This window comes from Streptomyces lienomycini (assembly GCF_027947595.1).
GTDB lineage: Bacteria > Actinomycetota > Actinomycetes > Streptomycetales > Streptomycetaceae > Streptomyces > Streptomyces lienomycini.
Map to the genome: position 1 here is coordinate 3,236,179 of NZ_CP116257.1, position 21,938 is coordinate 3,258,116.

Genomic DNA, 21,938 nt, shown 5'->3' on the forward strand with positions numbered 1-21,938 from the left:
CGGGCGACCGGCACCGCACCGTCCCGCGCCTCGGGCACCGGCACCGGGCCGTCCCGCGCCTCGGGCACCGGCATCCGCGCGGTGGGAGAAGAAGCGAGCGGCGCGAGCCCCTGGCGGCCGCCGCGGGGACCCGTGGTGTGCCTCGGCGAGACCATGGCGGCCGTGGCCCCGGCCCCGCCCCACTCGCTGGACGGCACCGAGTCCCTCGGCCTGTCGGTCGCGGGCGCCGAGTCGAACGTGGCCATGTACCTCGCCGACCTGGGCCTGTCCGTCTCCTGGCTGTCGGCGGTCGGTGACGACGCCCTCGGCCGACGGGTGCGGGCGACCGTCGCGCGGGCGGGCGTGGACGTCTCGGGTGTGCGGACCGACCCTGCACGGCCGACCGGCCTGCTCCTGAAGGACCCGGGCGCCGCGGGGACCCGCGTGCACTACTACCGGACGGGCTCGGCGGCCTCGGCCCTCGGCCCCGGCCTCCTGGACGACGAACGGCTCGGCGACGCCGCCCTCGTCCATCTGACCGGGGTGACGCCCGCCCTGTCCCCGTCCTGCCGGGCCCTGGTGGAAGCGGTCCTGCGCACCCCGCGGGAGCGGCGGACCCACGCCGTCAGCTTCGACGTCAACCACCGGCCCGCGCTGTGGCCGCCGGGCACGGCCGCCCCGGTGCTCCGGGACCTGGCCGACCTCGCCGACATCGCCTTCGTCGGCCTGGACGAGGCACAGGACCTGTGGGGGGCGGACCTGACCGGCACGGACGTCCGCCGCCTGCTGAGCGGCCCGCGGATCCTCGTCGTGAAGGACGGCGGGCGGGGCGCCACCGCGTTCACCGCGCGCGGCGCGTGCACGGTGCCCGCCCTGCGCACGGAGGTGGTGGAGCCGGTCGGCGCGGGGGACGCGTTCGCCGCCGGATTCCTCGCCGGACTGTCGAGGGGCACGGACCTCACCCGCGCCCTGCGCCTCGGCCACATCACGGCCGCCTCCGCGCTGAAGGTCGTCGGGGACCACGGCCCGCTGCCGGACGAGGACACGATCGCCGCCCTGCTGGCCCGCGCCGACCAGGACTGGAGTACGCCCGTCGGCACCTGACGCGCGACGCCCCCGGCGCCCGCTGGTGCCCGGGGTGGGATCAGCGGGTGCCGCGCGTCGCTCCGTCGACGACGAACCCGATCCCGATGCCCAGCATCCAGGTGTCCTTCGCCAGGGCCGTGCCCTCCTGCGTCGGGCGCAGGCTGCCCTCCTCGCGCATCCCGGGCGTACGGAGGTACAGACCGACCAGCCCGGCCGAGAACGCCGTCAGGCCGATGCCCGCCACGGCCGTGGGCACCACCGGCAGGAGCAGGGCGGCACCCAGCGTGATCTCACCGGCCGAGAGCAGCCGGACGAACGTCGACGGCCGCAGCCTGCCGAGGAACGGGTAGGTGTTCTTCGCCATCCCGTGCATCATGGCGGCGGCCTGTTCGTCGGCCCCGCGCTTGGCCAGACCGGAGTTGAGGATGAAGGCTCCGGTGGCCAGCCGCGGGGCGACGTGCCGGAGTTCGACGGGCAGACGATGACGCAGACGCATGGGGACTCCCGGCGGTGCTTCCTGGGTCTCGCGGCTCAGCGTAGGCCGCCCCGGCGTGCCTCGCAGCGCGGGCCGCTCCCGTCACGCCGTTCCGCGCGGCCACCTGCGTCGCCGAGCCGGCGGCCTCCTCGTAGCATGAGGCCATGAACGGCACAGTCCCCGACACGATGCGGGCGGCGTACATCGACGCCGTCGGACCGGCCGAGGCCGTCCGGTACGGGGAACTGCCGGTGCCGCCCGTGGGACCCACGGACGTCCTCGTGCGGGTGGCGGCCGTCGCCGCCGACCCCGTGGACACCTTCGTACGTTCCGGTGCGTACGCCACACCGCTGCCGCTGCCCTTCGTCGTCGGCCGTGACCTGGTGGGCGAGATCGCCGCGGCCGGGCCCGGCGCCGCCGGCTTCACCGTCGGGCAGCGGGTGTGGTGCAACAGCCTCGGGCACGCCGGCCGGCAGGGCTCCTTCGCCCAGTACGCGACCGTCCCGGCCGAACGCCTCTACCCGGTGCCGCCCGGCGTCGACGAGGAGCACCTCGTGGCAGCCGCCCACCCGGCCGCCTCCGCCTGGCTCGCACTGTTGCGGCACGGGCGGCTCGGAGCGGGGGAGACCGTGTACGTCGGGGGCGGCGCCGGGAACGTGGGCGGCGCCGCCGTGGCCCTGGCCTCCCGCGCCGGGGCCCGGGTGGTCGCCACGGCGCGCGCCGAGGACGCCCGGGCGGTGCGGGAGCTGGGCGCCGCCGAGGTCCTCGACCACCACGCGCCCGACCTCGGCGAGCGCGTACGCCGGGCCGCGCCCGACGGCTACGACGTGCACCTGGACACGTCCGGCCACGGGGTGCTCGCCGACGCGGTGGACTCACTGGCGCGGGGCGGGCGGCTGGTCGCGATGGTGGGCCTGGGCACCGGGCCCGCCGCACTGCCGGTGAGCCGGCTCTACACCCGGGACGCGAGCATCGTGGGGTTCGCCATCAGCAACGCCACGACCACCGACCTCGCCGAGGCGGCGCGGGGCGTCGCGGGCGTCCTCACCGGCACTCCCTGGCGTCCTCGCATCGCCGACCGGCTGCCCCTGTCGAGGACGGCCGAGGCCCACCGCAGACTGGAGGCCGGGAAGGTGCGGGGGCGTCTGGTCCTCACGCCCTCTTGATCGTCTTTCCGACCGGGCGGCGGCGGTCCATGATGGACGTGTTCCGACAATCCCGTCACCAGCGTGTGGGGGCCCAGACATGCGCCGTGAAGACCTGCCGGCACCGGAGTCCGGACTGCTGCTCACCCACTTCCTCACCGTGGCCGACGTGCCGCGCTCGCGTGCCTTCTACTCCGAGGTGCTCGGCGGCGAGGTCGTGCTCGCGGAGAACCCGTGCATCGTCAAGCTCGCGAACAGCTGGCTCATCATGAACCCGGGCGGCGGACCGACGCCCGACAAACCCGACGTCACCCTGCGTCCGCCGGAGGACCCCGGGACGGCGACGAGCTTCCTCAACATCCGGGTGGCCGACATCGAGCGCTGCCACCGCGAGTGGAGCGCGCTCGGCGCCGAGTTCCTCACCCCGCCGATCGACCGCAAGGCCGAACTGCGGTGCTACCTGCGCGACCCGGACGGCTACCTCATCGAGGTCGGCCAGGCCACCGGGCTGCTGCAAGGCATCCTCGCCGATCCGCCCGCGGGCCCGGGCCGGGACCCGGGCTGACGCGTCGGGGCGGCCCCGCTCAGGGCTGCGGACGGACCGTCAGCATCTGCTGGGCGTGGCCCACGGGGCCGTCCACGTCGTGCAGCACGGTGCTGGTGATGCCCTGGCCGGTGGGCCCGAAGACGACGGTGGTGTCCAGGCCGGTCCAGCGGCCGCGCGGCGCCCGGTGCAGGTGCAGGGTCAGATCGACGTTCGGGAACATCCACTCCCGCGGCGACTGCCGCACCGCGATGCCGTTGGCCGTGTCCACCAGCGCGACGTAGGAGGCCAGCGGGCTCGCGCTCTCCCCGGCGACCAGGTCGAGGCCGGTGGAGACCCAGGCGGTGGTGCGGCCGGGGGAGGGCGGCGCGAGCGGCCGTACGTCCAGGGAGGCGATGTAGCCGCCGGGCCACTCGGTGTCCATCGGCCACGGTGCCAGCGTGTCCGGCGCGGTGAGCCGGTCGGCACCGCCCCCGGCGACGGCGCTCGTGTCCACGTCCGCCAGCAGCCAGACCCTCGCGCGTGCCACCGACCGGCCCGCTATGAGCACGGTCGCCTCGACCAGTTCGATGGTGCGCCCCGGCCGGACGGTCTCCACCCGAATCTCGCACTCGTCCAGCGCCGGGCGGCCCAGGATGTCGAAGCTGATCCGGCTCGGCGACATGGCCGCGCCGACGCGGTCCGCCAGCTGCCGTTCGACGGCGTGGACGATGAGACCCCCGAGCGGGCTGAAGTGCTGCTCGTCGGAGCTCCACGCCCCGCCCGCGTGCGGGGTGGGCTTGTAGCGGTGCTCGTCGATCCGCTCGTAGTAGCTGTCCGGGGTCGCTGTGCTGGTGTTCAACGGGCTGCTCCTGGAACGACGGCGGTGACGACGACACGGCCCCCGGACGCCGGCGCCGGGGCCGCGACCAGGATAGGTCGGCGCCGGATCGCCCCCGGCCCGAGTGGGGCGCCCCCGGCGGGGAACCCAGACGTTCCAGGAAGCCGGAGGGGGAACGGCAGGCGAAGGAGCACGGCCATGGCGAAGAGGCACGAGGACGGCGAGAACCTGAAGAAGGGCGACAAGGTCGGCTGGAGCAGCCACGGCTCCCGCACCGAGGGCACGGTGGAGAAGAAGATCACCGAGCGCACGGAGGCGGCCGGCCGCACCGTGGACGCCTCGTCCGACGACCCGCAGTACCAGGTCCGCAGCGACAGGTCCGGCCGGTCGGCCGTGCACAAGCCGTCCGCGCTCAAGAAGAAGAAGTGAGGTGCCGTGGACGGCGACGAGCAGAAGGAGACCCGGGACGAGTTCCGCGAGCTGGTGAACATGACACCGGCCGCACTGGACAAGTGGCTCGACAGCGACGAGTCGCGGGACGCCGGGCACCACAAGGACGGGGGCGAGTCCGTCGGGCACGCGTCCGGCCGCCGCATCGTGGAGATCCTGCGGAAGAACAAGGGCGACCTCTCGGACGAGGACTACGAGCACATGCGCAAGGTCGTCGGCTACGTCCGCCGGCACCTCGCCCAGCGCCCGTCGGGCGACGTCGAGGACACCCGCTGGCGGTACTCGCTGATGAACTGGGGCCACGACCCCCTGGAGCACCATGGCTGACGACCCGCACCGGCGCCCCGAGGGCGTCAGCGACGAGACGGTCGAGGCGCTCGGGGCCCTGTCCAAGGCACTGGAGACGACCGAGTGCGCCCGCGGCCACCTGTTCGCCTTCCACCAGCACACCGGAGCGGCGGACTTCGAGCTGGACCGCGCGGTCGAACTGCTGCGGGCCGCCGGACACGCGGACTGGGCGGAGCGGGTGCGGACCGAGATCCTGGGCCGCAACGTCATCCCGGGCCACTGGACGTTCCAGATCGTCGAGGCGTACGACCGCACGTACTACCAGCCGTTCGGGGACCTGGAGCGGGAAGCGGTGTCCCGCCTCGCCGACGGCCGGCACCACCTCTACGAGGCCGAACTGAAGGAGGCCCGCCGGACCCGGGACCACCCGGACCACACGCCCCGCCCCGACACCCCCGGCAGCCGCGCACCGGACAGTCCCCTCACCTGAAGGGCCGCGCCCTGCCCGGGGGTCAGTCCCGTCCGCGGGCCCGCTTGAAGCGGTCCAGGCCCTCGGCGAGGTCGACGATCGGGTCCGGGTAGGCCGCGTACGCGGACCGCTCCGCCTTCGGCAGCCGCCACGGCTCGTGCACGGCCCGCCCCTCCAGCCCCGCCAGCTCGGGCACCCACCGCCGGACGTACGTCCCCTCGGGGTCGAACCGGCGTGCCTGCGTCGTGGGGTTCAGGACCCGGTGCGGGCGGGTGTCGGTGCCGGTGCCCGCGGCCCACTGCCAGTTGAGCTGGTTGTTCGCCACGTCGCCGTCGACGAGCAGCTCCAGGAAGTGCCGGGCGCCGACCCGCCAGTCCACGTACAGCGTCTTGGTGAGGAAGCTCGCCACCAGCAGGCGGCCCCGGTTGTGCATCCAGCCCTCGTGCCGCAGCTGGCGCATCGCCGCGTCCACGATCGGGTAGCCCGTGCGCCCGTCCTTCCACGCGGCCGTGTCCGCCTCGGCGGCGGCACCGGTGCGCCAGCGGTCGTGCCGGGTGCGGTAGTCGGCGGCCGAGGCGTGCGGGCGGGCGGCGAGGACCTGGTGGTGGAAGTCCCGCCAGGCCAGCTGCCGCACGAACGCCTCGGCGCCCTCGCCGCCCGCGCGCCGCGCCCGGTGGACCAGCTCGACCGGGGACAGCGCGCCGAAGTGCAGGTCGGGGGAGAGCCGGGAGGTGGCGTCGCCGGACAGGTCGTCGTGGCGGTCCGCGTAGCCGAAGACACCGGTGCGCAGCCAGGCCGCCATCCGCTTCCTGGCCTCCCGCTCCCCGCCGGCCGGCAGCCCCGGGGACAGCGCGGCCGGGTCCCCGCGGTCGGGCACCGGCTCCGAGCCGACCCCGCCCGGGACCCGCACCCTGCGCGGCGCGGCCAGCGGCTCGCGCACGGAGTGCTCGCCCCAGCGCCGGAAGTACGGCGTGAAGACGGCGAAGTGGTCGGAGGCGGCCGGGGTGACGGACCCCGGCGCCAGCACGGTGGTCACGGCGTCGTGGACGTGGAGCCGGCGGCCCCGTGCCTCGAGCGCGGACCGCAGGCGTTCCTCGCGACGGTGGGCGTGCCCGCTCACGTCGGCCGCCATGTGCACGTCGTGGGCGTCGGCCTCCCCGGCCGCCGCGCACACCTCCTCCACCAGGTCGCCGGAGCGGACGATCAGCCGCCCGCCCCGCTCCCGGAGCCCCGCGTCCAGGTCCCGCAGGCAGTCGGCGAGCAGGGCGAGGCGGTTGGGCGCGGCGAAACCGGCCGCGTCCACGGCCCGGTCGCGGACGAACACCGGTACGACGGTGTCGGAGCCGTCCAGCGCCGCGCGCAGCGGCGGATGGTCGTGCAGCCGCAGATCGCGGGTGAACAGGACGACCGACGTGGTCATGGCGCTCCTCGCAGAGGGTGTCGGGCGACGGTACCGGACCGGCGGACGCCCCGATCGAGGACGCGCGGGGGTGCGAAAGGGGACGGAACGGGCGTGAGGCCCCCTCGGTGAGGCGCGTGCCGGACGGCGGCCCCGGGCCGGTCCGCCGCAGCGGGGGCCGGCCCGGGGCCCCGCAGCGGGGGCCGGTGCGCGGGGTCAGGGCGCGGACGCGTCCGGTACCGGGACGGTCGGCCGCGGGGCCCGGGACGCGGCGCGGGCGATGTTGCGGGCCATACCGCCGAAGACCACGGCGTGGAAGGGCGACACGCTCCACCAGTACGCCTGGCCCGCCAGCCCGTGGGGGTGGAACAGCGCCCGCTGGCGGTACCGCGTCCGACCCGCGTCGTCGGTCTCGGCGTGCATCTCCAGCCAGGCGAGTCCCGGCAGCCGCATCTCGGCGCGCAGCCGCAGCAGCCGGCCGGGGACGATCTCCTCCACCCGCCAGAAGTCCAGGGAGTCGCCGACCCGCAGCCGCGCGGCGTCCCGGCGCCCCCGGCGCAGGCCCACCCCGCCCACCAGCCGGTCGAGCCAGCCCCGTACCGCCCAGGCCAGCGGGAAGGAGTACCAGCCGTTGTCGCCGCCGATGCCCTCGATGACCCGCCACAGCGCGTCGGGCGGCGCGTCGACGGTCAGCGCGCGGTGGTCGGTGTAGAGGCTGCCGCCGGCCCAGTCGGGGTCGGTGGGCAGCGGGTCGCTGGGCGCCCCCGGCACGGACGCGGACGACCAGCGGGTGGTGACCTGGGCGTCCCGCACCCGTCGCAGGGCCAGGCGCAGCGCCTCGTCGAAGCCGAGCGGATACCCCGGCGGGGGCGGCACGTACCGGACGATGTCGTTCTCGCGGCACACCACCTCGTGCCGCAGGGACTCGGTCAGCGGGCGCGCGATGGCCGCCGGGACCGGCGTGACCAGTCCGACCCAGTGGCTGGACAGGCCGGGGGAGAGCATCGGCACCGGCAGGATCAGCCGCCTGGGCAGTTCGGCGACCTCGGCGTAGCGGACCATCATGTCCCGGTAGGTGAGGATGTCCGGGCCGCCGATGTCGAAGGCCCGGGACACCTCGGACGGCATGGCCGCGCTGCCGACCAGCGCGCGCAGCACGTCCCGGACGGCGACCGGCTGGGCGCGGGTGTGGACCCAGCTGGGCGTGACCATCACCGGCAGCCGCTCGGTGAGGTAGCGCAGCATCTCGAAGGAGGCCGAGCCGGAGCCGATGACGATCGCCGCGCGCAGCACGGTCGCGGGCACCGAGGAGGCCAGCAGGATGCGGCCGACCTCGGCACGGGAGCGCAGGTGCGGCGACAGGTCCCGTTCCGGCACGCCGGCCGGGGTCAGACCGCCCAGGTAGACGATGCGCCGCACCCCGGCCGCCTCGGCCCGCTCGGCGAAGACCCGCGCCGCCCGCCGGTCCGTCTCCTCGAAGTCGTCGCCGCTGCCGAGCGCGTGCACCAGGTAGTAGGCCACGTCGACGCCCACCATGGCCCGCGCCACCGAGTCGGCGTCGGTCACGTCGCCCCGCACCACCTCGGCCCTCCCCGCCCACGGGTGGTCGCGCAGCTTGTGCGGGGAGCGGGCCAGGCACCGCACCCGGTGCCCGGCGTCGAGCAACTCGGGCACCAGACGGCCCCCGATGTACCCCGTCGCGCCGGTGACCAGGCACCGCGGACCCGCTCCGCCGCCCTCGCCGCTCGTCCGGCCGGTTCCTTCGCTTCCCTGGCTCATGGGGCTCCGTCGCTCGCGGGACAGTGGTCACCCTGACCCCTTCCCCCGGCCGGGCCGCGGTGGATGCGTTCCGGCGCAGGTTGACCCTTCTATACGCTGATCGCGTGGCGACAGCGAACCAGCGCGGGCAGCACGCGCACGAGCGGGGGGCCGGCTCCGGTCCCGAGGCGAGTGACCTGCACGTCCTCGCCGCACAGTTGCGGCGGATGAACGGCGAGATCAACCGGCTCGTGCACGGTTTCGCCGGCACCCACGCCCTGCACGCCACCGACGTCCAGGCGCTCGCCGCGATCCTGGACGCGCGCGAGCCCATGACGCCGGGGCGGCTGCGCGAGCACCTGGGGCTCACCTCCGGAGCGGTGACGGCGTGTGTGGACCGGCTGGAGCGCGCCGGGCACGTGCGCCGGGTCCGGGAGAGCACCGACCGCCGGGTCGTGCACCTGCGCTACGTGCCCGAGGCCCGGGAGGCGGCCCGGACGTACTTCCTGCCGCTGGCCGAGGCCGCCGCCACCACCCGCTCGCGCTTCGACGACGGCGAGCTGGCGGTCGTGGTCCGCTTCCTGACGGCCCTCAACGAGGAACTGCACCTCGTGCGGTCGGACGACCGCTGATTCCACCCGGCGGTTACCGCATCCGGGGGAGTGCCCGGGGCACAAGGCGGTGTGTCACGAGGACCCGAAGTAATTCGATCATTGAGATTGTTTATGATCGAGCTACTTTCCGCGCCGCTAGGACCTGGAGACCCGACACCGATGTCCATCCCCTCCCGACGGGCCCGCTGGCTCGTCCCCGTCCTGCTGCTCCTGGTCTGGCTCGGCATCGGCGGAGCGCTGGGCCCCTACGCCGGGAAACTCGGCGAGGTCGCCACCAACGACCAGGCCGCCTTCCTGCCCCGCAGTGCGGAGTCCACCCGGGTCATCGACGCCCAGAAGGCCTTCCAGCAGAACGAGACCCTCCCGGTGATCGTCGTGTGGACCGCCGACGGCGGCGGCCCGGCCACCGGGCACCGGGAGCAGGCCACCCGGTCCCTCGCCGCCCTCGAAGGCGAACCCGGCATCGTCGGACCCGCGTCGCCCGCGCTGCCCTCCGAGGACAAGGAGGCGCTCCAGGCCGTCGTCCAGATCGAGCCCGGCCTCGGCGACGCCCTGCCCGACGTCCTCGAGCGGATCGGCGACGCCGCCGGACAGGTCCCCGGCACACAGGCCCAGCTGGCCGGACCCGCGGCCTCCCAGGCGGACCTCTCCGACGCCTTCTCGGGCATCGACGGACTGCTGCTCGGCGTCGCGCTGATCACCGTGCTGGTGATCCTGCTGCTCGTCTACCGCAGCGTCCTGCTGCCCCTGGTCATCATCCTCGGCGCCGTGTTCGCCCTCGGCCTGGCCTGCGCGATCGTCTACGCCCTCGCCGACCGCGACGTCGTCCGCGTCGACGGCCAGGTCCAGGGCATCCTCTCCATCCTGGTCATCGGCGCCGCCACCGACTACGCCCTGCTGCTCACCGCCCGCTTCCGCGAGGAACTGGCCCGGCGCCCGGACCGCTTCACCGCCGTGCGCGCCGCCCTGCGGGCGTCCTGGAGTGCCGTCGTGGCCAGCGCGGCGACCGTCGCCCTCGCCCTGCTGGCGCTGCTGCTCAGCGACCTGACCAACAACCGCGCGCTCGGACCCGTCGGCGCCATCGGCATCGTCTGCGCCGTCCTGAGCACGCTCACCTTCCTGCCCGCCGTCCTGGTCCTGCTCGGCCGGGCCGCCTACTGGCCCGCGCGGCCCGCACCGACCGGCGACCCGGAAGCGGCAGGCGGACACCGTCTGTGGCACCGGGTCGCCGCACTGGTGGACCGGGCCCCGCGCCGCATCTGGGCGATCTCCCTGGCCGCACTGGTCGCCTGCGCCGCCTTCGCGCCGACCCTGACCTCCAAGGGCGTCCCCCTGGACGAGATCTTCGTGAACGACACGCCGTCGGTCGCCGCGCAGCAGACCCTGGCCCGGCACTTCCCCGGCGGTTCCGGCAACCCGGCCGTCGTCATCGCCGAGGCCGACCGTCTCGACCCCGTCCTCGCGGCCGCCCGGGACACCCGCGGCGTCGCCTCCGCCGACCCGGTGACCGCCTCCGGCCGCCCCGGCGGCGGCGAGCCCAAGGTGGTCGACGGGCGGGTCAGGATCGACGCGACACTCGAGGCGCCGGCCGACAGCGACGCCGCCAAGAGCGCGGTGGCCCGCCTCAGGTCGGCCGTCCACGACGTGCCCGGCGCGGACGCCCTCGTCGGCGGCTACACCGCCCAGCAGTACGACACCCAGCACACCGCCGAGCACGACCGCACGCTCATCGTGCCGGTGGTCCTCGCCATCATCCTGGTCATCCTGATCGCGCTGCTGCGCTCCCTGCTGATGCCCGTGCTGCTGGTGGCGACGGTGGCGCTGAACTTCCTGGCCACCCTCGGCATCTCCGCGCTCGTCTTCACCCACGTCTTCGGCTTCAGCGGCACGGACGCCTCCGTCCCGCTCTACGGGTTCGTCTTCCTGGTCGCCCTCGGCGTGGACTACAACATCTTCCTCATGTCCCGGGTCCGGCAGGAGTCCCTGCACCACGGGGTGCGGGAGGGCATCCTGCGCGGTCTCACGGCCACCGGCGGCGTGATCACCTCGGCCGGCGTCGTCCTCGCCGCCACCTTCGCCGCGCTCGGCGTGATCCCGCTGGCCTTCCTGGTGCAGATCGCGTTCATCGTGGCCTTCGGCGTCCTGCTGGACACGCTGGTGGTGCGCTCGCTGCTGGTCCCGGCGCTGGCCCGCGACATCGGCGCCGTCGCCTGGTGGCCGGGGCGGCTGGGCCGGCGCACCCCGGAACGGGAGGAGTGACCCGCCCCGCAGCGGGGCGCCGGGCGTCCGGGCGCCGGGGCCCGGGCGTCAGGCGTCCGGACGCCCCGCCCCCGGGCGCACCGAGCCGAGGAAGCGCCGTACGGCGATCTCGATGACGACCCGCTCCGGATTGGCCCGGGGCTGCCGGTAGCGGGCGGCGTACCGGGCCTCCGCGTCGCGGACCGCCCCGGCGTCGTCCCGCACGGACGCGACGCCCTCCAGCGTGGACCAGCGCCTGCCCTCCACCTGGCCCACGGCGACGACGACCCCCGCGGCCCGCCGCACGTTGCGCGCCTTCGCGGTGTCCCGGCCCGTGATGACCCGTGCCGTACGGGTGGCGTGGTCGTACGTCACCCCGACCGGGACCAGGTGGGGTGTCCCGTCGGCCCGCGGCGTCGACAGGAAGCACACCCGGCGCTCCTGCCAGAACCGGACGAACTCCTCGTCCGCGTCGTGCCGTTCCCCGGTGTCCATCCGCACTCCTCGTCCGCGTCGCGTGCCCCCGTCCGGGACAAGGATCGCCCGGCGGACCGGACGTCCGCCCGGTGGGGTCCGGGTGGCGGCGGGGGACCGGGGTCAGGCGGCGTCCCGTCCGGACGCGCGGGCCCCGGCCGGTTCCGTGCGCGGGCCCGGCGAGCGACGGTCCCGGCCGCCCGGGAGCAGACGCAGATGCCGCCGGCGCGCGTGCCGGGGCGGCCCCGGATCACCGAACAGCCGGTCCTCCAGGTACGTCATGGTGAACAGCAACAGCCCCATCCCGGGCAGTAGCAGGACGGCAACGGTAACCACGCCGCAGGTCCCCCTCCGCAGTGGACGACTCCCTGCGGGTGCCCAGGGCGGCGCCGGTGATGGGCCCGCGGGGAGTGAAGATGACGCGACTGTCCGACATAAGGGGCAAGTGCCGGTAAGGGGGACGAGTGTGCCGGGTCATGTTCGTGTCGCGCGCGGGTAGGCGGCTCCGACGGCAGACATGTCCCCCAGGAACGGAGCACCCGAGCCGATGTCGCACACCTTCCCGCCCGCCGCCCAGTCCCCGCCTCCCGCCCTGGCGGCCTCCTGGTCGGACTGGATCGGCGACCACACCACGGCACTGATCGGGATACCGCTGCGCATCGCGCTCATCGTCGTGATCCTGCTCGTGCTGCGCGCGGTGGCCAAGCGGGCCATCACCCGGGTCGTCCAGCGGGTCCTGGAACCGTCGGCGGGCGAGCACGACCGCAGCCGCCCCCGCAGGCCGACGCGCGGCGCCGCCGTCCTGCACCGCGACCGGTCCCGGGCCCGCCAACGCCGCGAACAGCGGGCCCGCACCATCGGTTCGGTACTCAGCAGCGCCGTGACCATCGTGCTGTTCATGGTCGGCGTGGCCATGGTGCTCGACCAGGTCGGCATCGCCCTCGGCCCGCTGCTGGCCAGCGCCGGAGTGGTCGGCCTGGCCATCGGTTTCGGCGCCCAGAGCCTGGTCGCGGACTACCTGTCCGGGCTGCTCATCATGGTCGAGGACCAGTACGGCGTCGGCGACTCGGTCGATCTCGGTGAGGCCGTCGGCGAGGTCGAGCACGTCGGCCTGCGCCTGACCCATGTGCGCGACCTCAACGGCGGCCTGTGGCACATCCGCAACGGCGAGATCCTGCGCGTCCGCAACGACAGCCAGGAATGGGCCCGCGCCGTCCTGGACGTCGCCGTGTCCCACGACGCGGACCTCGACACCGTCTACCGGGTGCTGGAGGAGACCGGCCGCACGCTGCGCGAGGAGCCGGACTTCGCCGACGTACTGCTGGAGGAGCCCGCGGTGTGGGGCGTGCAGTCCCTCGACGTCGACGGGGTGCTGGTGCGCCTCGCCGTCAAGACGGTGCCGCTCCAGCAGTGGGGCGTCACCCGCGAGCTGCGCCGCCGGGTCAAGGAGGCGCTGGACGAGGCGGGCGTCGAGATCCCCTTCCCGCGGCGGCCGGTATGGGTGCACGGCGGAGCCGCCGAGGGCGAGACGTGACGCGCTGACGCATGACGCGCGCGCGATGCCGGTTTGCCGAACCGGCAACGATCTTTGCGTCTCTCGTCGTGTGAGGGGCAGCCTGCACACGGGGCGCGCGGCCGTCGCGCGCCCTGCCGAGCAGACGACCGCGCCCGCCCCAGGAGGCACCATGACCGACACCCCCGCGCCGGCCCCCGCCGCGGAGTTCTGGGAAGCCCGCTACCGCGACACCGGCCACGTCTGGAGCGGGCGCCCCAACGAACTGCTGGTCCGCGAGGCGGACGGCCTCGCCCCCGGCACCGCGCTCGACCTCGGCTGCGGCGAAGGGGCGGACGCCGTGTGGCTGGCCTCCCGCGGCTGGCGGGTCACCGGCGTGGACATCTCCGCCACCGCGCTCGAACGCGCCGCCGGACACGCCGCCGAGGCCGGGGTCGGCGACCGCGTCGCCTGGGAACGCCACGAACTGGGGCCCTCGTTCCCCGAGGGCTCCTTCGACCTGGTGAGCGCCCACTACCTGCAGTCCCCGGTCGCACTCGACCAGCGGGCGGTGCTGGGCGCCGCAGCACGGGCCGTGGCGGCCGGCGGCACCCTGCTGGTCGTCATGCACGCGGGCTGGCCCTCCTGGCAGACCGAGCCGCCCTTCGACGCCGTCTTCCCCACCCTGGACGGCGTCCTCGCCGAACTCGCCCTGCCGGACGGCGAGTGGACCGTCGAGACCCGGCGGACCGTCCGCCGGCCCAGCGTCTCGCCCGAGGGCACCGAAGGCTTCCGCGAGGACAACGTGTGGCGCCTGCGCCGGGCGTGAGGCCCTCCCGGCGCCTCCGCGACAACGCGCGACATATGCCCCATTTGTTGAAGAAGTTATCTTCTGAGAATTTTGAGAAGAGGGGCATGTTTTGAGACTTCCCGGACACCCTTGGACGTGAAGGCCATTTGGCTACCAGAGGGAGATGGTGAAATGCCTTCCAAGGACAAGGTGCTCGAGGAAGTCACCCGCACCGAGAACATCGACATCGACGCGGCACTCGACCCCGCCGAGCCCGACGGAGTCTTCCGCGACAGCCGCGAGTGCGCCGCGCTCGCCCTGCAGTCCGGAGGCACCAGCCTCCTGCTCTCGCCGCCGACCCCGCGCCCGAAGAAGGGCTGACGGACCGACGGGAGAGTGACATGGAGCAGTCGAGCACGTCGGCCCTCCTGCAGGGCACGGTGCTGGACCTCGCTTCCGACGTGGTCTCCGCTCTTCGGAGCGGAGACCACGTGCGAGCGGGGAGCACCCTGACGACAGGCGGCGCGGGCGAGGGCGTCGCGCGTGCGGCGGTGCGCGTCCTGGGCGCCGACACCCTGCTGCCCAGCGTCCTGCTGCGCATCGCGCCCGACCCCGGACAACTCGCCGTGTTCAAGGACGCCGTGGCGGCCCATCCGCCGCGCGAGGACGCACCACCCACCGTCGTGTGGAGCCACTGGGCCATGGCCCGCGCCCTGCGCCGGACCGAGCAGCCCCTCGCCGGCCCGCTCGCCGACGAGCCGGAGGCCGCACCCGACGCCCGCTGGCTCGACGACGCGAGCTGGCAGTTCCTGACCCACCAACTCGCCGTGCTCGCCCCGCTCGCGCTGCCCGGCGAGGAGTGCGCGGTGACCCGCGCCGCGCGCCGCCGTCCCGTGGACGTCGCCCGCGGCTTCGTACGGGCAGTACGCCGCCGCGACTGGCAGCAGGCGGCCGGAGCAGGGCGCTGGCTCACCCTCCTGGACGGGGTGCCCGACACCCTCGGCCTCGACTCCGGGCTCGACTTCGTACGCCTCATGGGCGGCTCCGACCCCCGGGTGGCGCTGCAACTGGAGGCGGCGCGGCTGATGCCGGCCGGGGTCCTCCTGTGAGCGTCCGCGATGTGCGGGCCCGCGCCGTGCGGGTCCGCCGCGCGAGCGTTCGGGGCGTCGAGGAGGCCGCTCTCGACTGGGTGTGGGCCCACCGCGACCGCTTCGCGCTCGGCGACGACGCGCTGGCGGCCGACGGCCAGGTCAACCGGACCTGGAAACCCCTGGGCGAACTGACCCAGGTGTGCGCCTCCGTGTCCCGGAGCACCCCGCCCGGCGACCCCCTGCACACCCGCGTGTCCGAACTGCTGGACTTCGCCTGGCAGCAGACCCACCGGGGCGAACTCTTCCCGCTCATGCAGTCGCTGGAGCCCTTCGCGACCTACCCGCTGGAGGTGTACGCGGCCTTCGCATCGGCCGGACTGCGGCACCCCGGCTACGAGGCGTCCGCCGCCGTGGTGGCCCGCACCCGCGGATGGCGGCTGACCGAGCAGTACCCCACCCGCCGGCTCGGCGTGCTCGAGGCCGAGCGGCGCAGCGGCCTCCCCCCGCACGGGCGCGTCCCGCAGGCACTGGACCGCACCTGGCTGGGCGGTCTGCCGGAACCGTGGACCTTCGAACGCGCGGCCGGTTACGCGCTCACGCACGTCGTCTTCCACCTCACCGACTGGGGACGCGCCGCCCGGGGCGTGCCGGCGGACCTGGCGGACTACCTGCTGCACTGGCTACCGCCCTGGCTCGACACCTGCCTGGACGCCCGGATGTGGGACCTGAGCTGCGAACTGCTCGCGGTGGCGGCCAGCCTGCCGCGCCCCCTGGAACCGGCCGTCCTGGACGACGCCTGGCAGCGTGTCGCCGCCGCCCAGGACACCTCCGGCGCGGTCCCCGAGGAGGGCGCGGCCCAGGACGCCGCCGGGGCCGACCCGGGCCCCGACCCCTACGCCTTCACCGACTGCTACCACTCCACCCTGATGGCCGCGTTCGCGGCGTCCCTCACCACGGCCCGGCCGCGGGACGTGCGCGAGGGCCCGCGGCCCGCCGGGCGGCCCGCCGGACAAGGAGCGCAGGGATGACGGACACCCGCCTGATCCACCGCGTCGGAGCCGGTGCCCTGGAGTGGCTGTGGGCCCACCGCGACGGGTTCCGGCTGGAGCCGGACGTGGACCCCGAGACCGGGTTCCTGGAGCGCTTCAAGCCGATCGGTGAACTCGCCCTCATCTGCAAGGTGCTCTTCCGCGAGGGCGTGGCCGGGTCGCGGCAGGCGCAGCTCGCGCGCCAACTGCTCGACCACACCTGGCGCGAGACCCTCGACGGCGGACGCATGCTGGTGCGCGGCCAGCGCGTCGAGCCCTTCTCGCCCGTCCCCTTCGAGGTGTACCTGCCGTTCAAGGAACTGGGCTACAGCCAGCCCGAGGTGGAGCGCGCCACGGTCCTCAACCACCGGCTGGACAGCTGGGCGCGGTTCCCGGTGACCCCGACCAGGCGCCTGGGCCTGTCCGCCTTCCAGCGCCGCTTCGGCCTGACCGCGCGGCCGCCCGAGGCGGACCTGGCCGCCGCCACCTGGCTGGCCGGCACCCCCGAACCGTGGACGGTCGAGGGCCACACCGCGTACGACATCACGCACACCGTCTTCCACCTCACCGACTGGGGCGAGAACCCCGGCGGCCTGCCGCCCTCCGTCGCCGACTACCTCGCCACCTGGCTCCCGGTCTGGATCGACGACTGGCTGGACCTCGAACGCTGGGACCTGCTCGGCGAACTCCTCGTCGTCGACGCCTGCCTGCCCCGGCCCACCCTCGACGAGGCCGCCTGGCAGGGCTTCGCCGCCGCGCAGCAGCCCGACGGCGCCATGCCCGCCGTGCGCACGATGCCCGAGGGGGAGCCCGACGCCGTGTTCGACCTGGTGTACCACCCGACGCTGGTCGCCGCCTTCGCCTCCCTGCTGGCCACCTCCCGCGCCCTCGCCGAGCTGGCGCACTCCGCGTCATGACGGGCCGTCGCACGCCCTGGCCGGGCGAACCGGCCCCCGACGAGCACACCCCGCCTGAGCCCCCCGTACCGGCTGACGAGGAGAGGCTGCGCGAACGGCTGGCCGAGGCCGTCGACGCCGCCGACGCACCCGACGTCGTCCTCGCCGTCTCCCGGCGCGGCCGGCGCACCCTGCACAGCGGCGGCACCGCCCCGCCGCCCGACGTCCCCCGCGAGGACCTGCGCTACGAGATCGGGTCGGCCTCCAAGACCTTCACCGCACTGCTGCTGACCCGGCTGATCAGGCGCGGTGTGCTCACCGGCGGCGAGGCGGCCGTCACCTGCCTGGAACCCGGGCGCCCGGCGGGCCCGCACCCCGTGACGCTCGCGCACCTGATCACCCACACCGCGGGACTGCCCGCCCTGCCGGCCGACTTCGTACGCCGGGGCCTGCCCGCCTGGCGCACCAACCCCTACGCCCGCTACCCGGCCGAGCGGCTGACCGGCGCCTTCCTCGGCCACCGTCCCCGCCACCGCCCCGGCACCCGCTGGCACTACTCCAACTACGGCGTCTCCGTGCTCGGCCACGCGATGTCCGCGACCATCGGGACCGCCTGGGAGGACCTGATGACCGGGCAGGTGCTGCGCGCGCTCGGCCTCAGCGGTACCGCCCTGCGCGCGGAGGGCCCGCTGACCGACGCGGTGGGCCACCGCAAGGACGGCCGTACCCCTGTCCCCGCCTTCGACGCGGGCGGCTTCCAGGCGGCCGGTGCCGTCCGGTCCACCCCGCACGACCTGCTCACCTTCCTCGAAGCCCATCTGGACCCGGCCCGCTCACCGGCCGCCGGGGCGCTGCGGGCGGCGCGGGTTCCGGTGCTCAGGCGGGGGCTGGGGCACCGGCACGTGCACACGGTGGGGTGGTTCCGGCACCCCACCGACGGCGGGCCGATGTACTTCCACAGCGGCGCCACCCTGGGCCAGCAGGCGTTCCTGGGCTTCCGGCCGGACACGGACACGGCCCTGGCCGCGGTGTGCTCCCGGCGGTTCCGCGCCCGGGACCCGTTCATCGCCACCGCCTACGCCCTGCTCGCGGAGGGATAGCGGCCGGACGCGCGAAGGCGCGGGGCCCCGTCGAGCGGCCCCGCGCCTCTTCCGTCCGTCGGAGTCCGCCCGTCAGACCCGCTGCCACAGGGCCGGCGTGCTCGCCGGCGAGCCGACGCCCTGGGCCTGGTGGCTCTGCAGGCACCGGTAGCGCGCGCCGTCGTAGGACACCGTGGTGCCGACCTCGTAGACCCGGCCGGCGGCCCAGGCGTCCCCCGCCGCGTTGTCCTGCGGCGCGGGAGTCCCGGTCGCGGCGGAGGTGGTCTTCAGGGTCAGCCCGAAGTCGCTGAGCAGCGGATTGACCGGCTGGTAGAAGGTCGTCCCGCCGTTCGTGCAGTCGCCCGAGCCGCCGGACGTGGTGCCCTGCGCCTGGGTGCCCGACACGAACGGGCCGCCGGAGTCGCCGGGTTCGGCGCACACCGTCGTCTCGGTCAGCCCGTCGACGGTGCCCTCGGGGTAGGTGACGCTCGTGTCGTGCTGCTGGACGGTTCCGCAGTGCCACCCCGTGGTCGAGCCGGAACGGCACACCGAGGCACCCACGAGCGCCTCCACCGACCCGGCGACCTGGATCTTCTCGCCGCCCTCGCCCTTCACGTCCGGCGTGGCGGTCCAGGCGGAGTTGACGCCCACCCAGGCCATGTCCTTGCCGGGGAACGTCGAGGCCTGGAAGGTGCCCTGAGCGGTCTCGTCGTACCCGGTGGTGGTGGCGCCCGGGTCGCCGCAGTGCCCGGCCGTGGCGAAGCCCTGCTGGTCGTCCTTGGTGACGGAGAAGCCGATGGAGCAGCGGGCCTGGCCGTCGATGTAGTAGGCGTCGCCGCCGACCAGGTCGGTCAGCACCCGCGGCTGGTCGGGGGAGACGCGGACGCCCACGCCCTGGTCCGGCACTCCGGCGGCCTCGACGAAGGCGGTCGCGGCGGACCGGCTGGTCGCCTGGACCGTGACCCGGTTGGTCCGCAGGTCGACGTACCAGACCGGTGTCTGCCGGGTCGCGGTACGCACCGCGGCCGCGTCCAGCTTCTCCTTGACCGCGCGCAGTTCGGCCAGGTTCCTGCCGACGACGGCCGCCTTGGCGCCCTGCGCCTCGATGGCCGCGGTGTCCGCGGTGTCGGTGGTGGCGACGGTCAGCTCGGCCGAGGTAGCGCCGCTCACCCAGGCCCCGGCGAACCGGTCGCCCAGCGTGTTGCGCAGCATGCCCGCGCGGGTGCCCGCCTCCGCCTCGTTGACCAGCCGGGCCGCCGCCTGACCGGGCGCCAGCTTCAGGTCGCGTTCCATGGCGCTCAGCATCCGCGCCGGCGCGGTGCCCGTGCCGGGGTGCGGGCCACGGCGGGCCGCGGTCCCGGGGCGGGCGGCGGTGCGGCCGACGCGGCCGAGGGAGCGCGGTCAGGACCAGGGCGCCGAGCGCGGTGAGGGCCGCGCGGCGGCTGCGCGCGGCATGTCTGCCGACCATGCGATGTGCCTCCTTCGAGTGCTGTGCGAGACAGCGGTGTCCGGTGGGCGACCGTGGGTCACGGTGCCCGCGACGAAGTCACAGGCCTTGCCGCAAAGATCCGCGGCGATGCCCGACCCGGGGCCGTTTCGCGCTATGGGGGACGTCGTGGGTGCCATGTGCAGTACGCGCCCGCCCCTTCGGCGGGGCGGGCGGGGTCAGGCGGGCTTCAGGCCCGGCTCGCCCGCCTCGGTGACGAAGGACGCGGCGGTGGTGACGGGAGCGCCGGGCGTGCTGATGGCGGCGACCGTCTTGAAGTCGAGGTGCGTGGCCTGACGGCCGAGTTCGGCCCGGACGTAGCCGCGTCTGCCGTTGTAGAACTTCATGTGCGGGTTGGCCCGCATGTACAGGTCCCAGTTGGCGGGCTGCTCCACGCCGTCCCGGCCGCTGGCCACCGAGGTGCAGGTGACCTCGGTGGCGACGGTGGCGGACGCCGGGTCGTCGAAGTCGTCCTTGACGTCGAGGGCGTAGCCCACGTGGACGTCGCCGGTGAGGATCAGCCAGTTGTCGACCCCCGCGGCCTTCGCCCCGGCGACCACCCGGTCGCGCGAGGCACGGTAGCCGTCCCAGGCGTCCATGGAGAGCGCGGCGTCCGCGGTCACGTCGAACTTGCGCTGGGAGAAGCACACCTGCTGGGGCATCACGTTCCACAGCGCGGTCGAGCCCTTCCAGCCGTCCAGCAGCCACTGCTCCTGCTCGGCGCCGGTGATGGTGCGTGCCGGATCGTCGGACTCGGCGCCGGGGGCGTGCGGCCGGTCGTCGTAGGCCTGGTCGGAGCGGTACTGGCGGGTGTCGAGGATGTCGAACTGGGCGAGCGTGCCCCAGTGCAGCCGCCGGTACAGGCGGGCGTCGGGACCCTGCGGCAGCTGGGCGGCGCGCAGCGGCTGGTTCTCCCAGTACGCGCGGTACGCGGCGGCCCGGCGCAGCAGGAACTCGGAGGGCGGGATGTCGTTCTCCGGAGTGCTGCCCGCGTAGTTGTTCTCGGTCTCGTGGTCGTCCCAGGCGACGACGAACGGGTGCGCGGCGTGCGCGGCCCGCAGATCCTCGTCGCTCTTGTACAGCGAGTAGCGCAGCCGGTAGTCCGCGAGGGTCATCGTCTCGCGATTGAACACGTCGGGCAGCGTGACGTCGGTGTAGCGGCGCTGCCCGCCCGCCGAGTCGACCGCGTACTCGTACAGGTAGTCGCCGAGGTGGAACACCACGTCGACGTCGTCCTGGGCGACATGGCGGAGCACGGTGTAGTAGCCGTCCATGTAGGCCTGGCAGGCGACCGCCGCGAGCTTCAGCGACGAGGTGGCGCTGCCCGCCGCCGGGGCGGTGCGGGTGCGGCCCGCCGGGCTGAGCCAGGCACCGGCGCGGAAGCGGTAGTAGTAGACCGTCCCGGGCGTCAGGCCCTTCACGTCGACGTGGACGCTGTGGTTGTACTCGGCGTGGGCGTCGGCGGTGCCCCGGAACAGGACGCCCGCGAAGTACTCGTCCAGGGCCACCTCCCACTCGACCGCGACCCGCTCGGTGCCCATCCCGCCGTCCTCCAGGAACGGCTCGGGCGCCAGCCTGGTCCACAGCAGCACCGAGTCCGGCAGCGGGTCGCCGGAGGCGACGCCGAGGGTGAAGGGGTCCTTGCTGATCCGGGCGGCGCGTTCGGGAGCGGCGACCGCGCCGCGGGCCGGCACGTTGGTGGAGAACGCGAGGGCCGCGGCGGCCGCGGTCACGGTGAGGAAGCGCCGGCGGCCGAGGTGCCGGGCGGCGGCGCCCAGCACGGCGTCGTGCGGGGAGAAGGCGTGCTCGGCCAGTGCGCTGGGACGGCCCGTGGGCGCCATCTGGTGTCCTCTCGTACAACGGGGCGATGCGCGGACCCCGCATGCTAAGCAGACAAAACGTCCTAAACGGGCAGGGCTTGCGGAGTGATCACACAGGAGGAGGTACGCGCGTGTGGGCGCGCTCCCTCCGGGGCACCCGGGAGCCATGGCCAGGACACGGCGCTACGACGTTGCGGCGTCCGGCGGCTGGTGGGACGAGGACGACAACCGCCGCCTGCCGGCCGGCGAGGTGCACGCGTGGGAGCAGGGCAGGAACGAGACGGTGTGCGGACTGTCGCTGCACCGTTCCCGGCTCACGCGGTTCCCTGGGATCGTCTGGACCGACGTCCTGCCCGAGTCCGGCGGCGCGGCCGACGCCGTCCGCCGGGTCTGCCCCCGCTGCGCCGCCGCGGCCGGGCGCCGGGGCGCGGACTCCCGGCCCATCTGGCGGCGTGTCGACCCGCGCCCGTAGGGGCCGGACGCACGGTCCGGCCCCGGCAGTGACGCGATCGGCCTC

Annotated in this window: 23 protein-coding genes and 1 pseudogene; 16 read left to right on the top strand and 8 right to left on the bottom strand. The window is 74.8% G+C overall.

Going from position 1 to position 21,938, the window contains the following annotated elements:
- The first annotated feature begins 72 nt into the window (after window positions 1-72).
- A complete protein-coding gene (locus tag BJ961_RS14530) occupies window positions 73-1,083 on the top strand; it encodes a sugar kinase (protein ID WP_271417050.1) in 1,011 nt (336 codons plus the stop codon).
- A 40-nt stretch (window positions 1,084-1,123) separates the two neighbouring features.
- Here BJ961_RS14530 and BJ961_RS14535 read toward each other — a convergent pair whose 3' ends face one another.
- Window positions 1,124-1,561, bottom strand: a complete 438-nt coding sequence (locus BJ961_RS14535; protein ID WP_271413234.1) for a hypothetical protein — start codon at window positions 1,559-1,561, stop codon at window positions 1,124-1,126.
- A 143-nt stretch (window positions 1,562-1,704) separates the two neighbouring features.
- On the opposite strand from BJ961_RS14535, the gene BJ961_RS14540 reads away from it, so the two are divergent.
- Together BJ961_RS14540 and BJ961_RS14545 are read left to right on the top strand one after the other, a co-directional pair.
- Window positions 1,705-2,706, top strand: coding sequence for an NADPH:quinone reductase (locus tag BJ961_RS14540; RefSeq protein ID WP_271413235.1), 1,002 nt, complete (start codon window positions 1,705-1,707; stop codon window positions 2,704-2,706).
- Between the two features lie 79 nt (window positions 2,707-2,785).
- Window positions 2,786-3,250: a VOC family protein gene (locus BJ961_RS14545; RefSeq protein ID WP_271413236.1), complete on the top strand. Its 465-nt coding sequence runs from the start codon at window positions 2,786-2,788 to the stop codon at window positions 3,248-3,250.
- Between the two features lie 19 nt (window positions 3,251-3,269).
- Here the strand turns inward: BJ961_RS14545 and BJ961_RS14550 are convergent, their stop codons facing one another.
- Window positions 3,270-4,070: a thioesterase family protein gene (locus BJ961_RS14550; RefSeq protein WP_271413237.1), complete on the bottom strand. Its 801-nt coding sequence runs from the start codon at window positions 4,068-4,070 to the stop codon at window positions 3,270-3,272.
- A gap of 177 nt (window positions 4,071-4,247) precedes the next feature.
- On the opposite strand from BJ961_RS14550, the gene BJ961_RS14555 reads away from it, so the two are divergent.
- From BJ961_RS14555 to BJ961_RS14565, 3 genes are read left to right on the top strand one after another with little or no spacing between them, the layout of a single operon-like run.
- Entirely contained in the window at window positions 4,248-4,478 is a 231-nt protein-coding gene (locus tag BJ961_RS14555) for a hypervirulence associated TUDOR domain-containing protein (RefSeq protein WP_271413238.1), read from the top strand.
- Between the two features lie 6 nt (window positions 4,479-4,484).
- Complete coding sequence (locus tag BJ961_RS14560; RefSeq protein ID WP_271413239.1) at window positions 4,485-4,826, top strand: DUF3140 domain-containing protein; 342 nt, start codon at window positions 4,485-4,487, stop codon at window positions 4,824-4,826.
- Window positions 4,819-5,277: a hypothetical protein gene (locus BJ961_RS14565; RefSeq protein WP_271413240.1), complete on the top strand. Its 459-nt coding sequence runs from the start codon at window positions 4,819-4,821 to the stop codon at window positions 5,275-5,277. Before BJ961_RS14560 ends, BJ961_RS14565 begins: the two co-directional genes overlap by 8 nt.
- 22 nt (window positions 5,278-5,299) lie before the next feature.
- On the opposite strand, the gene BJ961_RS14570 is transcribed toward BJ961_RS14565, so the two are convergent.
- Together BJ961_RS14570 and BJ961_RS14575 are read right to left on the bottom strand one after the other, a co-directional pair.
- A complete protein-coding gene (locus tag BJ961_RS14570; RefSeq protein WP_271413241.1) occupies window positions 5,300-6,676 on the bottom strand; it encodes a cryptochrome/photolyase family protein in 1,377 nt (458 codons plus the stop codon).
- A gap of 195 nt (window positions 6,677-6,871) precedes the next feature.
- Window positions 6,872-8,434: an SDR family oxidoreductase gene (locus BJ961_RS14575; protein WP_271413242.1), complete on the bottom strand. Its 1,563-nt coding sequence runs from the start codon at window positions 8,432-8,434 to the stop codon at window positions 6,872-6,874.
- A 104-nt stretch (window positions 8,435-8,538) separates the two neighbouring features.
- Between BJ961_RS14575 and BJ961_RS14580 the strand changes: the two genes are divergently transcribed.
- Together BJ961_RS14580 and BJ961_RS14585 are read left to right on the top strand one after the other, a co-directional pair.
- Complete coding sequence (locus tag BJ961_RS14580) at window positions 8,539-9,045, top strand: MarR family winged helix-turn-helix transcriptional regulator (protein WP_271413243.1); 507 nt, start codon at window positions 8,539-8,541, stop codon at window positions 9,043-9,045.
- Window positions 9,046-9,186: 141 nt separating this feature from the next.
- Window positions 9,187-11,286: an MMPL family transporter gene (locus tag BJ961_RS14585; RefSeq protein WP_271413244.1), complete on the top strand. Its 2,100-nt coding sequence runs from the start codon at window positions 9,187-9,189 to the stop codon at window positions 11,284-11,286.
- Window positions 11,287-11,334: 48 nt separating this feature from the next.
- Here BJ961_RS14585 and BJ961_RS14590 read toward each other — a convergent pair whose 3' ends face one another.
- Window positions 11,335-11,760, bottom strand: coding sequence for a TIGR03618 family F420-dependent PPOX class oxidoreductase (locus BJ961_RS14590; RefSeq protein ID WP_271413245.1), 426 nt, complete (start codon window positions 11,758-11,760; stop codon window positions 11,335-11,337).
- Between the two features lie 102 nt (window positions 11,761-11,862).
- Window positions 11,863-12,075: a hypothetical protein gene (locus BJ961_RS14595; RefSeq protein ID WP_271413246.1), complete on the bottom strand. Its 213-nt coding sequence runs from the start codon at window positions 12,073-12,075 to the stop codon at window positions 11,863-11,865.
- A gap of 211 nt (window positions 12,076-12,286) precedes the next feature.
- Here BJ961_RS14595 and BJ961_RS14600 point away from each other — a divergent pair, with 211 nt between their 5' ends.
- The 7 genes from BJ961_RS14600 to BJ961_RS14630 all read left to right on the top strand — a co-directional run bounded on the left by BJ961_RS14600 (window position 12,287) and on the right by BJ961_RS14630 (window position 18,136).
- Window positions 12,287-13,273, top strand: a complete 987-nt coding sequence (locus BJ961_RS14600) for a mechanosensitive ion channel family protein (RefSeq protein ID WP_271413247.1) — start codon at window positions 12,287-12,289, stop codon at window positions 13,271-13,273.
- 151 nt (window positions 13,274-13,424) lie between these two features.
- Entirely contained in the window at window positions 13,425-14,060 is a 636-nt protein-coding gene (locus tag BJ961_RS14605) for a class I SAM-dependent methyltransferase (RefSeq protein WP_271413248.1), read from the top strand.
- Between the two features lie 153 nt (window positions 14,061-14,213).
- Window positions 14,214-14,402 (top strand): hypothetical protein, encoded by a 189-nt coding sequence (locus BJ961_RS14610; RefSeq protein ID WP_003978025.1) that lies wholly within the window; start codon window positions 14,214-14,216, stop codon window positions 14,400-14,402.
- Between the two features lie 20 nt (window positions 14,403-14,422).
- Window positions 14,423-15,130: a hypothetical protein gene (locus tag BJ961_RS14615; RefSeq protein ID WP_271413249.1), complete on the top strand. Its 708-nt coding sequence runs from the start codon at window positions 14,423-14,425 to the stop codon at window positions 15,128-15,130.
- Window positions 15,127-16,140 carry a DUF6895 family protein gene (locus BJ961_RS14620; RefSeq protein ID WP_271413250.1) on the top strand — a complete coding sequence of 338 codons (1,014 nt, stop codon included), beginning with the start codon at window positions 15,127-15,129 and terminating at the stop codon, window positions 16,138-16,140. Before BJ961_RS14615 ends, BJ961_RS14620 begins: the two co-directional genes overlap by 4 nt.
- The gene (locus tag BJ961_RS14625; RefSeq protein WP_271413251.1) at window positions 16,137-17,057 is read left to right on the top strand and encodes a DUF6895 family protein; all 921 of its coding nucleotides are present in this window, start codon (window positions 16,137-16,139) and stop codon (window positions 17,055-17,057) included. Before BJ961_RS14620 ends, BJ961_RS14625 begins: the two co-directional genes overlap by 4 nt.
- Window positions 17,054-18,136: a serine hydrolase domain-containing protein gene (locus tag BJ961_RS14630; protein WP_271413252.1), complete on the top strand. Its 1,083-nt coding sequence runs from the start codon at window positions 17,054-17,056 to the stop codon at window positions 18,134-18,136. Before BJ961_RS14625 ends, BJ961_RS14630 begins: the two co-directional genes overlap by 4 nt.
- Before the next feature lie 72 nt (window positions 18,137-18,208).
- On the opposite strand, the pseudogene BJ961_RS14635 reads toward BJ961_RS14630, so the two are convergent.
- Together BJ961_RS14635 and BJ961_RS14640 are read right to left on the bottom strand one after the other, a co-directional pair.
- Window positions 18,209-19,583, bottom strand: a pseudogene (locus tag BJ961_RS14635) (alpha-lytic protease prodomain-containing protein).
- A 197-nt stretch (window positions 19,584-19,780) separates the two neighbouring features.
- Window positions 19,781-21,442 carry an alkaline phosphatase D family protein gene (locus BJ961_RS14640; RefSeq protein WP_271413253.1) on the bottom strand — a complete coding sequence of 554 codons (1,662 nt, stop codon included), beginning with the start codon at window positions 21,440-21,442 and terminating at the stop codon, window positions 19,781-19,783.
- 145 nt (window positions 21,443-21,587) lie between these two features.
- On the opposite strand from BJ961_RS14640, the gene BJ961_RS14645 reads away from it, so the two are divergent.
- Entirely contained in the window at window positions 21,588-21,893 is a 306-nt protein-coding gene (locus BJ961_RS14645) for a hypothetical protein (protein WP_271413254.1), read from the top strand.
- The last annotated feature ends 45 nt before the right edge of the window (window positions 21,894-21,938 follow it).